Origin of the sequence: Limnohabitans sp., assembly GCF_034680285.1 — a bacterium.
Taxonomy (GTDB): Bacteria; Pseudomonadota; Gammaproteobacteria; order Burkholderiales; family Burkholderiaceae_C; genus Limnohabitans_A.
The window spans coordinates 1-13,077 of record NZ_JAXITC010000024.1 but is presented as its reverse complement, the minus strand read 5'-3'; the positions used below and the strand labels follow the sequence as shown (position 1 = coordinate 13,077).

The window sequence follows — 13,077 nt, the reverse complement described above, 5'->3', positions numbered from 1 at the left end:
GTAGTCGACGTTGGTGGCCAAGCCCATGAAGCTGCCGGCCTTGGCTCGGGTGGCGCAGTACTCGGGCAAATACCGCCCAGCTTGGCGCATGAGCCAGACGGGGGTGTGGTCGGTGGCTTGGCGCAGGCAAGCGCGCAGGAAGGTGTCGTTTTGGAGTGGGGCAAATGAGCTCATGCCCTTATTGTGGCAGGCCGCGAACGGGAACCAACGGCCCTTTGAGGGCCATCCGCGACACTGGTGCGCTTCAACAGAGGGGGCTTAACGAGCGGGGATGCCTTGGAGTGCGCTTTGCACTTCGGCCACGCTGGGCAGCTCCGACAAGAGCACGGGTGTACGGCTGGGGGCGTACAAGGCATAGACCGGCACGCCGCTGCGGCCTAGTGCCGTGAGCGCCTGCGTGATCGCCGGGTCGCGGCGTGTCCAGTCGGCCCGCATCAGCACCACTTGCCTGGCCGCAAAGTCGGCCAACACGCGGGCATCTGCCAGCGTGGTTTTTTTGTTGTACTGGCAGGTCACGCACCAAGCGGCGGTGAAGTCCACAAACACCGGGCGGCCTGCGGCCAGCTGCGCTTGCACGGCCGCTTCGGACCAAGCTTGCCAAGTAGTGGCACCGTTGGCACTGGACAATTTGCCGGGTGTAGCTTGGCTGGTGCTTGCTATCGGGGCTGTCGGTGCTTCTCGCAATGCCTGCGGCAACCAAGTGCTGCCCATCCACAGCAAAGTGGCCAAGGCCAGGCCACTCAAGACCCAACGCGTGCGGCCGCTCAGGCCCAGCGCCCACACCAGCCAGGCGACCGTGAGCAGCCCAGCCAGCAGGCTGCTCGCCCCGTCGATGCCGGTTTGTTGACCCAGCACCCACAGCAGCCAAATGACGGTGGCAAACATCGGAAACGCCATGGCTTGGCGGAAAGTTTCCATCCAGACCCCGGGGCGCGGCAGGGCGCGGGCGATGCCCGGCCACCAGCTGGCCGCCAGATAAGGCACAGCCATGCCCACGCCCATGGCGGCAAAGACCAGCAGCGCTTGCCACACGGGTAGCGCAATGGCCAGGCCCAAAGATGCCCCCATGAAGGGCGCGGTGCAGGGCGAGGCCACAGCCACGGCCAGCACGCCCGACAAACCGGCGTTCACCGTGGGGTGACGGCTTTGCAGCGTGGCCAGGCTGCTGGGCAGCATCTGCCCAAATTCAAAAACACCCGCCAAGTTCAGACCCAGCAGGGTGAACAAAAGCGCCAAGCCCGCCACCACGGGGGGGGATTGCAATTGAAAGCCCCAGCCCAGTTGCTCGCCCGCAGCCCGCAGGCCCAGCATCAGGCCGCCCAACAGCATGAACGACAGCACCACACCCACGGTGTAGGCCATGCCAGCCGCGCGGTGTTGGGCCTGTGAGGTGTCGGCCTGCGCAAAACCGATCACTTTGATGGCGAGGACCGGGAACACGCAGGGCATGAGGTTGAGCAAGAACCCGCCCACCAAGGCCCCCAAAACGGCCAGCGTCAGGCCCAAAGCGGTGGTGGAGGAAGCGGCTGGTTTTTGCGCCGCGCTGGCGTTCTCGGCAAGCGCTTTGGCCAAGGCGGGTGAAATTTCAGCGGGCGCAGCCTGGGTCAGCGCGGGCCAAGTGCCTTGCACCGGTGTTTCGATGTCAAAAGCAGGGGCTTTGGGGGCAGACTCGGGCCCCACCGCGATCACCCAGCGCATCGATTTCGGGCTGTCGCCACGTTCTTCAGATACCGGAATCTGGGCGCTCCAAACCGCGCCTTGCCAGCTTTGTGTCCAGTCTTTGCCCTGCACGGCCGCGTTGTGCACCACATTGTGGGTGACCGGGAAGGCGCTCAAGGTCTGGCCACGCCAGCCCACAGGCAGGCCGTGCACGCGCAGATTGATCTGCTTGGCGTCAGCGGACAAGCTTGCTTGGCCACCCGTGATCCAAGTGCCGCCTTGTTGCAGCTGTACCATCGGCTTGGTGCTGAGCTTTTGTGCCGCTTCAAACCCAGCCGCGTGGGTTTTTTGGGGCGCAGCAGAGGCCAGCTTCAAGCTGAGGCGGCCTTCTTGTGGGATGCACTCTTGGCGGCATACCAGCCATTCGGCCTGCAAGCCCAGGGTCAGGGGGCCACTGTCCGGGAAGCGGAAGTCCGCCCCCACCGTGACGGGCACGGTCAGCAGCAAACGGCCTTCGTAGCCATAGTTGGCCAAAGTGCCAATGGGGATTTTTTTGGGCAGGGGCCAAGCGATGTCACCCGCTTGCAAGCCCTCAGGTAGCTGCCACTGCAGCCGGGTGGGCAGGCCCGAGTCGCCGGGGTTTTGCCAATAGGTGTGCCAGTGCGGCTGGTGCTCGATCTGCAGACCCAACCAAAACGTTTGTCCGGCGCGAATGCCCTCGGGGGCATGCACGAGCATTTCGGCCCGCACCTGTTCGGTGTTGACCACATGGCTGTCACCGCCGAGCAAGGCGGCCGTGCCCGAGGTGCTGGCGGGGGGGGACTTGTTCGAAAACAAAGGGCCAGTTTGCGCCTGGCTGGGCAGCGGCGCCCACAAAAGGGCGATCAGGCTCAGCCCCACCAGACCCAAGCCCCAGCTTTGAACAGTGGCCCAGCCACGCGAGAACACGGAAACTTTCACGCCAATCCTTCTTTCTGACCCCCAAGACCTCGGCCGGGGGGCTTCTTTACAGTGCGAGAGGCACTGTACACGCCCGGGCTCCATTAAGATGCCGAACATGCAAAACCCTTCGCGTTTTTGGGCCGACTGGACCACCCTCGATTTTCAGGCCTTGGCACCAGGCCGTGCCATCGATCGGGCCATCGCCATCTTGCCCGTCGCAGCCACCGAGCAACATGGCCCACACCTGCCGCTGTCGGTGGACACCGATTTGGTCAACGGCGTGGTGGCGGCTTGCTTGCCGCACTTGCCTGCCGACTTGCCCGCTTTGTTTTTGCCCACCCAAACGGTGGGCCTGAGCCCTGAGCACGCGCGTTTTGCGGGCACCCTGACGCTCAAGGCCGAAACCGTGATCCGTTTGTGGACCGACATCGGCGAGTCTGTGGCGGCCAGTGGCGTGAAAAAGCTGGTCTTGCTCAATGCCCACGGCGGCCAAGTGAGCGTGATGGACATCGTGGCGCGGGATTTACGGGCCCGCTTGGGCATGTTGGTCTACAGCGTGAGTTGGTTCAATTTGCCGCTGCGCGATGCGCAAGGCGCTGACGTGAATGCGCTTTTCTCGCCCGAGGAACACCGCTTTGGTGTGCACGCGGGGGACACCGAAACCTCGATGATGCTGGCGCTGCAGCCCGAGCGTGTGCGCATGGACTTGGCGCAAAACTTCCGATCTACCTCGCAAGACCGCGCTGAACGCTTTGCCATTTTGGGCAATGGCAAAAGCGCCAAGTTGGGCTGGCAAATGCAGGACTACAACCGCCACGGCGCGGCAGGCAACGCTTTGGCCGCCACTGCCGAAAAAGGCCAGGCTTTGCTGGGCGCCTCGGGTCGGGCGCTTGCGCAGTTGTTGGGTGAAATTGACCGTTTGCCGCCCGACACCCTGAGTGATACGGTGGGCTGAAAACAGCCGGTCTTCAGAAGCTTGGGAGCACCAACTCGCAGTGCCCGCGGCTCACGCTCTTGGGGTATTCGCGGGTGGTGTCGATGCAACCGCCTTCGGCATAAACGCCTTTGGGGTCGCGCATGCGCAGCATGCGCTCCAAAACCTGGGCGCGGGCTGCAGGGTTGGCTTCGGTTTGCGCCACCAGAGCTTCGACCACTGTCTCATCCATCTGCAACGTGCCTCGGGCATCGGTGTACGCGCCATCTTTCCAGTGGAAGATTTCGATGGCTTTGGACTCGAGCGTGTAGGGCGTGTCGCGCTTCCAGAAGTTGCTGAACAAGCCGCTGCCCATGTAGAGGACCCACGAGCCTTCGTAGCCGGTGACGTCTGAGGAGCGCTCATCCGGGTTGCGAAACCACAGGCGGTCGCCCGGCACATAAAAGCGCCCAGGCAAGGGCGCTTCCATGCTGCCGTATTCGACCAGGTAGACCTCATGGAATTGACCCGATCGCACCGCGTGGACTTGGTTGAGGCTTTGCAACTGGGCCAGCAGTTCGGGGTTTTCGGATTTGAGCTCTTGCGCGATGCCCAACAAAATCACGTACTCGGTCGCCCGGTAACAAGAAAAGTCGTACAGCTTGCCCGTGGCATCGGGTTGGGTGGCTGCGGTCAGTGCCTCGACCAAGCAGCGACCGGGCTGCAAAATGAATCCCGCGTCGTCGCCCCCGTCTTGCCAAAAGGCTTGTGGGCGCTCGGCCGCATCGGTTTTGAAAGCCAAAGCGGTTTTGCGGGCGTCCAAGGCCATGTTGCGCCGCACCCGAATGTGCGAGGTCAGCGAGTCGAGGCTGGCAAACTGAAAACGGTGGGGGGACCCGAGCAAGGCCACCCAGATTTCGCGCTCCAAGGCCCAGGCTTCGTTTGTTTGAGGGGTGTGTCCCAGCTTATCGTGCAAGGCCAAGGTGTCGTGGCCCGGCATGCACCGCGCTCTGAAGTCGGGCCGCAGCGTGCAGATCAGTGCCGCTTGTGTACCTTGCAAGGGAAGGGTCAAGGTCTGAACGGCTGATGCAAGCGCCCATTCGTCCAACAAAACCACCAACTCGCGAGCCAGCCGGTCAGCATCGGCGGCTTGCAGGGTGGTGAGCTGGATGCCGCCCTCCAAGGACTGGAGGGCCAACCAGGCGGTTGAACTGTTCATGGTTTGATTCTGCCTGCAAACCGAAGGGGTATTTCCTAGGGAATGTACCTGTGCACCATGAACGTGCCCTGACATTGGCCGGGTGTCAAAAAATGAGCCCGGCCTTCTGTTTAGGCGAAAGTGACCCAGTCTTTGTGCGCGTCACTGTCCAGGTGCGGCAAGGTGTTGTAGGTCAGCAGCATGTGCCGCTTGGGAGTGAAGACGAACTCGGTCAGCGCCGTGTTGCGGATGCGCAGGTTCAGCTCGATGGTGGTCTCAGGCGGCGTGCCCAGCACCCGGCCCACAGCAGTCGAGATGGGGCCACCACTGGAGACGATCATCACGTCTCCTGTGTGGTTTTGCCGCACATGGTCGAGAGCGGCTTCGATGCCGCCCACAAAGTCGGCGTAGCTGGGCATGTCGCGTGGCTGGGTGCGTCCGGCCATCCAGGCCTGCAGGGCGTCGCGCAGCAGTCGAAAGTGGTGACGGTACAGCTCCGGCGTATCAGGCTTGGCCAGCGGCTCGGGGTGGATGGACTCGATCAGCGCGTGGCTGTCGTATTCGTTCAGGCCCGGCCAGACCGAGGGGGTGTGGGGCAGACCCGCGCCCTCGGCAATGCCTTCCCAGGTTTGGCGGTGGCGCTTCAAGCTGCCCATCATCACGGCCTCGATGGGTTTGTCTTGCAGCTTGGGCCGCAAATACTCACCCAAGCGCACGGCCTGCTGACGGCCCAATGGGCTGAGTTGATCGTAATCATCGGCCCCGAAAGAGGCTTGTCCGTGGCGGACCAGATAGAGGGTTCCCATGGGCTGCGATTGTGCGCAGCTTGTGCGTTTTCACCTGTCGCTGGGGTGATCAGAGGGTGACGGTGCCCTGGATACAGCCGACCACGTCGCCACCGACCCAGACTTGGCCTTGTGCGTCTTTGGAGAGGAACACTTGGCCCGCACGGCCGAGCGCAGTGCCTTGGCGGGCACTGAAGCGGAGCGGCATGTGGCCCTCGGCCATCAGCCATTGCGCCAGCGACGCGTTCAGGCTGCCGGTGACCGGGTCTTCGGCGATGCCCACCGGGGCGGCAAAGGCGCGTACTTCCAGATCGGTGGGGTCGTTGGTGATGCGGGTAGACGGCGCAAAGGCGCGGGCCTCGCGGTTGGCGCGGCGGATCAGGCCATTTGCTGAGTGGTTGGCGCTGGCCTCACGTTTGGCCGCCACGCCCACTTTGGTGTTCAGGCGCTTGAGCGCCGCATGGTCCGGTTCCAGCGCGAGCAGGCTGTCCACCGAGTCGATCAAAAGACCCATCCAGTGCGGACCGTTGTTCAGGTCTTGCACGGCCAGCACCTCGTCGGCGTGCAGGCCCAGTGCCGCCAACACCTCGGCCAGCAGGGCTGGTGCTGGGGTCTGGCGCTGCAAGGGCGGGGCGGCAAAAGCCCAGCGGCCATCCACCGATTTCAAGCTGACCAGACCGACACCACATTCCTGCACCAGTTGACCGCTTTGCCGGGGCGTGTTGCCTGCATTTAGCCAGGCATGGGCAGTGCCCAGCGTGGGGTGGCCCGCAAACGGCAGCTCAGCGCCGGGCGTGAAGATGCGCACCCGGTAATCGGCCCCGCCCGCAGCCCCTTCGGGTGTGGGGGGTAGCACAAAGGTGGTTTCACTCAGTTGGGTCCAACGGGCAAAGGCCTGCATTTGTGCATCAGACAGATCTGTGCCGTCCAGTACCACGGCCAGCGGGTTGCCCAGAAAGGCGGTGTCGGTGAAGACGTCGACTTGTTGGAAAGCGCGGGTTTTCATGGCGGTTTCTGGATGCAAGTTGATCAAAGTGATTCGCGGATCGCGTCAGCCAACGCGCTCATGCCGGTGTTGATCTGGTCCACCGTGGCGGTCACAAACGACAGGCGCAGGGTGCTTTCGTCCGCACCTTCGGCGTAAAAAGCCGAGCCAGGAACAAAGGCCACGCCTTTGTCCACCGCCTTGGCCAGCAGGGGAATGGCCTTGAGGCCCTTGGGAAGTTGCACCCACAAGAACATGCCGCCCACCGGGCGATTCCAGTTCAGGCCCAGGCCCGCCATTTCGCGGTCGAGCGCGGCCAGCATGGCTTCGCACTGCTGTTTGTACAGGGCTCGGATGGTGGGCACATGGCGCTCGATGAAGCCGTCTTTGAGCACTTCAGCGACCACGCGCTGGTTGAAGCTGGGCGTGTGCAGGTCGGCCGCTTGCTTGGCTTGCAAGAGCTTGGGGTAGAGCGCTTTGGGCGCGACCAGGTAGCCCAGACGCAAACCGGGGGCCAAAATTTTAGAAAAAGAGCCTAGGTAGACGCTGCCATCGGGATGGCGTGAGCTCAGCGAGGGCGCGGGGGGGGCATCAAACCACAGGTCGCCGTAGGGGTTGTCTTCGATGATCGGCAAGCCAGAATCGACAGCCACCTGCGCCACGGCGGCGCGGCGCGCTTCGGTCATGGTGCGGCCAGTGGGGTTCTGGAAGTTGGGCAGCAGGTACACAAAGCGGGCTTTGTCGGCTCCGGTGCCCACTTTGGCACGCAGGTCGTCCGCATCCACGCCATGGTCGTCGCTGTCCACACCCACGGCCACAGGCTCCATGGGGGTGAAGGCTTGCAGTGCGCCCAAGTAGGTGGGGGTTTCGACCAGGATGCGGCTGCCTGCGTCGATCAGGATCTTGGCGACCAGGTCCAGGCCTTGTTGGCTGCCGGTGGTGATCAGCACCTGGTCGGAGCTCACATGCATGCCTTGTTTGAGCAGGTCTTGTGCGACCCATTCACGCAGCGGCGCATAGCCTTCGCTGGCGGCGTATTGCAAAGCGGCTTTGCCGTCATCCCTTAGCACGCGTTCGCTGGCTTCGCGCATGGCGTCGATCGGGAAGGTCTGCGGCGAGGGCAGGCCACCCGCAAAGCTGATGATGCCGGGCTTTTCGGTGACCTTGAGGATTTCGCGGATCACCGAGGGGTTCATTTTTTCGGCGCGTTGGGCCAGTTTCCAGTTCATGTTGTGCTCCTCAATTTTTTGTTCAGTTCGATTTGGGGGCGTTCGCCATGCGCCGCCCCATGAAAACCGTGGCCACCACCAGCAGGGCAAATCCCAGGGTCATGGCATCCAGCGATTCTCCCAGCAAAGGCACTGCGGCCAGAATGGTGATGAAAGGTTGCAGCAATTGCAGCTGGCTCACGCGCAGCGGCCCGCCCAGCGACAGGCCGCGGAACCAGGCAAAAAAGCCCGCCCACATGGAGAACACGCCCACGTACAGCAAGGCCAGCCACGAGAGGGGCGCTATGGTTTGGTCGGGCCAGGTGAGCCAGGCCCCGGGCAGCGTGATGGGCAAGGCCATGACACACACCCAGCTGATGACTTTTTCTGCGCCCAAGCTGGCTGTGACTTTGGCCCCGGCCACATAACCCAGGGATGCGGCCAGCACCGCGCCCACGAGCAGGGTGTCGGCCCAGGTCAGGCCAAAGCCGTGGCCCATCTGTGCTGCACGCAGTAGGCTGTAAACCGCGACCAAGGCGCTGCCCAAAGCGGCGAACACCCAAAACCCCAAGCGGGCGCGTTGGTGCATGAGCCAAGCAGCGGCGGCCGCCGTGGCCAGTGGCAGCAAGGATGTGATCACGGCGGCGTGGCTGGCCGTGACATGGCGCAGCGCCCAGCCCAGCAGCAAGGGGTAACCGATCACGTTGCCTGCCAGCGAGAGCAGCAAAGGGCCGCGCTCCTCGGGGGTGGGGCGTGGTGCACGCACGGCCAGAAGGTAAACGAGCGACAGGCCCCCGGCCAGCGCCGCACGCGCCCAAGTGACAAACCAGGGCGACATTTGCGGTGCGTCCACCGTGCCCGTGGCCAGGCGCGTCATGGGCAAGGTGAGTCCAAAAATGAACACGCCCAGAAGCCCCAGCCAAAGGCCCAGGTTCTCGCGGTGTTGAGGGGTGTTGTTCATGCAGACATCAACCTGCGCTTTGGCGCAAGCCGTTCAAAATCCACAAAGCTGTGGCCACCAGTGCCACCGACATGCAGCGGTTGAACATCAGCAAGCGGCGGCCGTGCGCCAGCCAGTGCCGCAGCATCGAGCCGGCCACCGCGTAGGTCAGGTTGCTGAAAAAACCATAGGCCACCATGATGGGCAGCAGCACCAGCGTACGAGCCGTGGCGTCTTCGCGCCCTGCCACCCAACCCGCCACGATGGCGAGCGCCAGCATCCAGGCCTTGATGTTGAGGAATTGCAGGCCCACGCCTTGCACAAAGCCGACTTGCAGCTTGGCGCTGTCGGCCTGCTGCAAACTGCCGCTGTGCCACAAACGCGAGGCCAGCCACAGCAAATAACCCGTGCCCACCGTCACGATGCCCCAGCGCAAAGGGGGAAAGGCCACCACCAAACCACCCAAGCCCGTGGCGCACAGGGTGAACAAAATGCCCCAGCCGACGGGCACCGCGCACACAAAGCGCATGGCGCGGCGCAGGCCGTGGTTGGCGGCCATGGCGGTCGACAGTGTGGTGTTGGGCCCGGGCGTGAAGCTGCTCACGGTGGCAAGCACCAACAGGGCGCTGAGTTCTGAGGAGGTCATGCCTTTGAATGTAGTGCCGAAATGAGTACAGTATCGGTACAGTTTGCGAGATCATTTTGAAAACTGTATTGCCCCGTCTGACTGCACACTTTTTGTCTGAACGCTTCCCATGTCCTTGCTCAGCCGTGAATCCAGCCAACCCCTGACCGAACAACTCGCGCAGCGCTTTGTGACGCGCATGCGTGACCAGTTGTGGGTCTCGGGGGCGCGTTTGCCTTCGGTGCGGCAATGCGCCCAGATACATGGCGTGAGTGCCTCCACCGTGGTGGCGGCCTACGATTGGTTGGTGGCGCAGGGTTGGGTGGAGGCTCGCCCGAACCGGGGCTTTTTTGTGCGCGACCGGGTGCAACGACCCCCACCCACACCTGTAGCTGCAGGTGGCGTGTTGCCCAGCCCGCCGCCTGTGAATGCCGCGAGTTTGATTCGCGGCATGTTCCATCAACCCAGCGCCGAGCCACAACCGGGCATGGGCGTATTTCCTGCGGATTGGTTGGATGCCGATTTCTTGTCGGCGGCTTTGCGCAAAGTGGTGAGCAGCCCGGCTTTGCGCGAGTCGTCCTTGCGCTACGGTGAGCCGCAAGGGGACACCGGTTTGCGCGAAGCCCTCTCGTCCAAGCTTTCCAGCATGGGTTTGCACGCCGCGCCAGATCAGCTCATCACCACCGTGGGAGCGACCCATGCGCTGGACATCATCAGCCGCACCTTGTTGCGTCCGGGTGATTGCGTGATGGTCGAAGAGCCCGGATGGGCCATTGAATTTGCCCGTTTGCAAAACCTGGGTGTGCGCATCCTGCCCGTGCCCCGATTGGAGACGGGGCCTGATTTGGATGTGGTGGAGCGCTATGCCCAGTTGCATGCGCCCAAGATGATGGTCAGTGTGTCGGTCTTGCACAACCCCACGGGTTACGGCTTGTCGTTACCCGTTGCCCACCAGCTGGTGAATTTGGCGCACCGCTACAACTTCCATGTGGTCGAAGACGACACCTACGGGCACATGGCCCCGGCACATGCGGTGCGCTTGTCGGTGCTCGATGACTTGCAGAAAACCATTTACGTCAGCGGTTACGCCAAGATCCTCGCGCCCAGTTGGCGTGTGGGCTACATGGCCGCTCCAGCCGACTTGAAAGATGCGTTCTTGGACACCAAGCTCCTGTCCACGCTCACCACTCCGGTATTGTTTGAAAAGGCGCTGGCGCTTTGCCTGGAGCAAGGCGCCATTCGGCGGCACACCGAGCGCTTGTCGCAGTTGCTGGACGCTGCCCGCAGCCGCAGTGTGAAGCTGGCACTGGCGCACGGTTGTCAGTTTGTGGCACCGCCGCAGGGCCTGTTTGGTTGGGTGGATGTGGGGGTGGACACTGATCTGCTCGCGCTGCGCATGCACGATGCCGGGTACCTGTTGGCACCCGGCTCCTTGTTCCATGCCGACCGCAGGCCGGGTTCTTTGATGCGGGTGAACTTTGCCAGCACCCAAGACGACAAGTTCTGGCGAGCCCTGGCCAAGACACGCGCTGAACTGTTGTGAGCGCAGCAGTGCTCAGCGGACTGACAAAATTTCCCAGCGTTCCATGGCCGCCAGCAACACATCGTCGATTTCGGTGTCGCGCTTGAACAGCTTCTGTGCCAGACCCGGGTCGCGCTGGTAAATGCTGCCGTCCGCCAATTGCGCGCGGGCCTCAGCTTGCTCTTTTTCCAATGCTTCGATTTTGGCGGGCAACTCGGCCAACTCGCGTTGCTCTTTGTAACTGAGCTTGCTGCGTGTTGCAGCGGCCGTGGCGGCGGTATTCGTGACCGGGGCTACCGCAGCCGCTGGCGTCGACCCACTTCGCTGCGCTGCTTGGGCCCGGATGGCCTGGCTGCGTTGCGACTGCACCAGCCAGTCTTGCACCGAGCCCTCATATTCGCGCCAGAGGCCCGGTTGATCCGGTGCGCTTTCGCAGGCGATGATGCCGGTCACCACGTTGTCCATGAAGGCGCGGTCGTGGCTGACCAGAAACACGGTGCCTTCGTAGGTTTGCAGCAGCTCTTCAAGCAGCTCCAAGGTTTCGATGTCCAGGTCGTTGGTGGGTTCGTCCAGCACCAGCACGTTGGCCGGGCGGGCAAACAGGCGAGCCAGCAAGAGGCGGTTGCGCTCGCCGCCCGACAGGGAGCGCACGGGCGAAGTTGCCCGCGCTGGCGAGAACAGGAAGTCTCCTAAGTAGCTTTTGACGTGTTGGCGCTTGTTGCCAATCTCGATCCATTCGCTGCCCGGGCTGATGAAGTCTTCCAGCGTGGCATTCAGGTCGAGCGCATCGCGCATCTGGTCAAAGTAGGCCACTTCCATCTTGGTGCCGCGACGCACTTCGCCGCTGTCGGCTTCCAGTTCACCCAAAATCAGTTTGAGCAAGGTGGTTTTGCCGGCGCCGTTGGGACCCAGCAAGCCAATCTTGTCGCCCCGCAGCAAGGTGCCGGTGAACTTCTGAATGATGGTGCGCACAGAGCCGTCTGGCTGGGTGAAGCTTTTGCTCACATCGGTCAATTCCGCTACCAGCTTGCCGCTTGGCACCCCTGAGGCCACTTCCATTTTCACGTTGCCTACTTTTTCGCGGCGAGCAGCACGCTCGCCCCGCAGGTTTTGCAATCGCGTGATGCGGCTTTGACTGCGCGTACGGCGTGCTTCCACGCCTTTGCGAATCCAGATCTCTTCTTGGGCCAGCAGTTTGTCGGCCTTGGCCTGAATCACCGCTTCTTGTGCAAGTTGCTCTTCTTTCTGCACTTGGTAGGCGGCATAGTTGCCGGGGTAAGGGCGCAGCTTGCCCCGATCCAGTTCGACAATGCGGGTTGCAATGCGGTCCAGGAAAGCCCGGTCGTGCGTGATAGCGATCACGCTGCCCTTGAAGTCAATCAGCAGGTCTTCCAGCCAGGTGATGGCGTTCAGGTCCAAGTGGTTGGTAGGCTCATCTAATAAGAGCACATCAGGACGGGTCACCAAAGCCTGGGCTAAGGCCACACGCTTGCGCATGCCGCCGGACAGCGATTGCACGATGGCGTTAGGGTCGAGTTGTAAGCGCTGAAGCGTCTCATCAAGGCGTTGCTCCCAGCCCCAGCCGTCGCGTGACTCAATTTGGCTTTGCAGCGTATCGAGGTCACCCCGGCTGTGCGTGTAGTCGTCGATCCATTGCACCACTTCAGCCAAGCCTTCACGTACGGCTTCAAAGATGGTGTGCTCTGCAATCAAGAGCGGTTCCTGGGCAACATAAGCAATGCGAACGCCTTGTTGCAGATGCAAGTTGCCGTCGTCCGGGCGCTCCATGCCTGCAAGAATCTTGAGCAAGGACGACTTGCCCGTGCCGTTGCGACCAATCAAGCCGATGCGCTCGGACGTCTCCAGAGAGAAGTCGGCATGATCGAGGAGTGCGACATGGCCAAAAGCCAAGGACGCGTTCAATAGTGTGAGTAAAGCCATGGTCCCATTATCCGGGCCGGGCTGTACGAAATAGGGAAGATAGGTTCAAAAAACTTGTCAATCACCAAAAAACTGTGCCATAATCGAGGGCTTCGCTGATCACAAGTGAGGTTTCAAAAGAAGCCAAGCAAGAGCAGCAAGTTGGTTGATGAAAAGATCTTGGCGATCTAAGAAATTTTCAAAAACTTGACGCAGCGCTAAAAACTGTGTCATAATTCAAGGCTTCGCTGATCGCAGCGTAGCAAGATAAGGTAATGAGAGTTGCCTGGGTTCTTTAAAAATATACAGCCGATAAGCGTGGGCGTTTGATGGTGATTGCCAAGTTCTTCGGAACTTAGCTTTAATTAGCTAACAAACGC

At 62.1% G+C, this 13,077-nt stretch carries 11 protein-coding genes; 2 read left to right on the top strand and 9 right to left on the bottom strand.

Annotation, left to right across the window (positions count from 1 at the left end):
* On the bottom strand, window positions 1-174 hold a 174-nt coding region (locus SWE17_RS15285; RefSeq protein WP_322993902.1), incomplete at its 3' end, for a uroporphyrinogen decarboxylase family protein.
* 84 nt (window positions 175-258) lie between these two features.
* A complete protein-coding gene (locus SWE17_RS15280; RefSeq protein WP_416235020.1) occupies window positions 259-2,397 on the bottom strand; it encodes a protein-disulfide reductase DsbD family protein in 2,139 nt (712 codons plus the stop codon).
* Window positions 2,398-2,716: 319 nt separating this feature from the next.
* Between SWE17_RS15280 and SWE17_RS15275 the strand changes: the two genes are divergently transcribed.
* Window positions 2,717-3,556, top strand: coding sequence for a creatininase family protein (locus SWE17_RS15275; RefSeq protein WP_322993899.1), 840 nt, complete (start codon window positions 2,717-2,719; stop codon window positions 3,554-3,556).
* Window positions 3,557-3,569: 13 nt separating this feature from the next.
* Here SWE17_RS15275 and SWE17_RS15270 read toward each other — a convergent pair whose 3' ends face one another.
* The 6 genes from SWE17_RS15270 to SWE17_RS15245 all read right to left on the bottom strand — a co-directional run bounded on the left by SWE17_RS15270 (window position 3,570) and on the right by SWE17_RS15245 (window position 9,276).
* Window positions 3,570-4,733 carry a hypothetical protein gene (locus SWE17_RS15270; protein WP_322993898.1) on the bottom strand — a complete coding sequence of 388 codons (1,164 nt, stop codon included), beginning with the start codon at window positions 4,731-4,733 and terminating at the stop codon, window positions 3,570-3,572.
* 110 nt (window positions 4,734-4,843) lie between these two features.
* Complete coding sequence (locus SWE17_RS15265; protein ID WP_322993897.1) at window positions 4,844-5,518, bottom strand: histidine phosphatase family protein; 675 nt, start codon at window positions 5,516-5,518, stop codon at window positions 4,844-4,846.
* Between the two features lie 49 nt (window positions 5,519-5,567).
* The gene (locus SWE17_RS15260) at window positions 5,568-6,503 is read right to left on the bottom strand and encodes a PhzF family phenazine biosynthesis protein (RefSeq protein ID WP_322993896.1); all 936 of its coding nucleotides are present in this window, start codon (window positions 6,501-6,503) and stop codon (window positions 5,568-5,570) included.
* A gap of 23 nt (window positions 6,504-6,526) precedes the next feature.
* A complete protein-coding gene (locus SWE17_RS15255; protein ID WP_322993895.1) occupies window positions 6,527-7,711 on the bottom strand; it encodes a PLP-dependent aminotransferase family protein in 1,185 nt (394 codons plus the stop codon).
* Between the two features lie 22 nt (window positions 7,712-7,733).
* Window positions 7,734-8,651, bottom strand: coding sequence for a DMT family transporter (locus SWE17_RS15250; RefSeq protein WP_322993894.1), 918 nt, complete (start codon window positions 8,649-8,651; stop codon window positions 7,734-7,736).
* 7 nt (window positions 8,652-8,658) lie between these two features.
* Window positions 8,659-9,276, bottom strand: a complete 618-nt coding sequence (locus tag SWE17_RS15245; protein ID WP_322993893.1) for a LysE family translocator — start codon at window positions 9,274-9,276, stop codon at window positions 8,659-8,661.
* Window positions 9,277-9,391: 115 nt separating this feature from the next.
* Here SWE17_RS15245 and SWE17_RS15240 point away from each other — a divergent pair, with 115 nt between their 5' ends.
* Window positions 9,392-10,798: a PLP-dependent aminotransferase family protein gene (locus SWE17_RS15240; protein WP_322993901.1), complete on the top strand. Its 1,407-nt coding sequence runs from the start codon at window positions 9,392-9,394 to the stop codon at window positions 10,796-10,798.
* Window positions 10,799-10,810: 12 nt separating this feature from the next.
* On the opposite strand, the gene SWE17_RS15235 is transcribed toward SWE17_RS15240, so the two are convergent.
* Window positions 10,811-12,718, bottom strand: a complete 1,908-nt coding sequence (locus tag SWE17_RS15235) for an ATP-binding cassette domain-containing protein (protein WP_322993892.1) — start codon at window positions 12,716-12,718, stop codon at window positions 10,811-10,813.
* Window positions 12,719-13,077: the final 359 nt, after the last annotated feature.

What these genes read in the sequence shown, in the direction of transcription:
- SWE17_RS15255 (WP_322993895.1), bottom strand. Translation starts at nt 7,711, where the DNA reads ATGAACTGGAAACTGGCCCAACGCGCCGAAAAAATGAACCCCTCGGTG.
- SWE17_RS15265 (WP_322993897.1), bottom strand. Translation starts at nt 5,518, where the DNA reads ATGGGAACCCTCTATCTGGTCCGCCACGGACAAGCCTCTTTCGGGGCC.
- SWE17_RS15250 (WP_322993894.1), bottom strand. Translation starts at nt 8,651, where the DNA reads ATGAACAACACCCCTCAACACCGCGAGAACCTGGGCCTTTGGCTGGGG.
- SWE17_RS15280 (WP_416235020.1), bottom strand. Translation starts at nt 2,397, where the DNA reads ATGCTCGTGCATGCCCCCGAGGGCATTCGCGCCGGACAAACGTTTTGG.
- SWE17_RS15260 (WP_322993896.1), bottom strand. Translation starts at nt 6,503, where the DNA reads ATGAAAACCCGCGCTTTCCAACAAGTCGACGTCTTCACCGACACCGCC.
- SWE17_RS15275 (WP_322993899.1), top strand. Translation starts at nt 2,717, where the DNA reads ATGCAAAACCCTTCGCGTTTTTGGGCCGACTGGACCACCCTCGATTTT.
- SWE17_RS15235 (WP_322993892.1), bottom strand. Translation starts at nt 12,718, where the DNA reads ATGGCTTTACTCACACTATTGAACGCGTCCTTGGCTTTTGGCCATGTC.
- SWE17_RS15270 (WP_322993898.1), bottom strand. Translation starts at nt 4,733, where the DNA reads ATGAACAGTTCAACCGCCTGGTTGGCCCTCCAGTCCTTGGAGGGCGGC.
- SWE17_RS15245 (WP_322993893.1), bottom strand. Translation starts at nt 9,276, where the DNA reads ATGACCTCCTCAGAACTCAGCGCCCTGTTGGTGCTTGCCACCGTGAGC.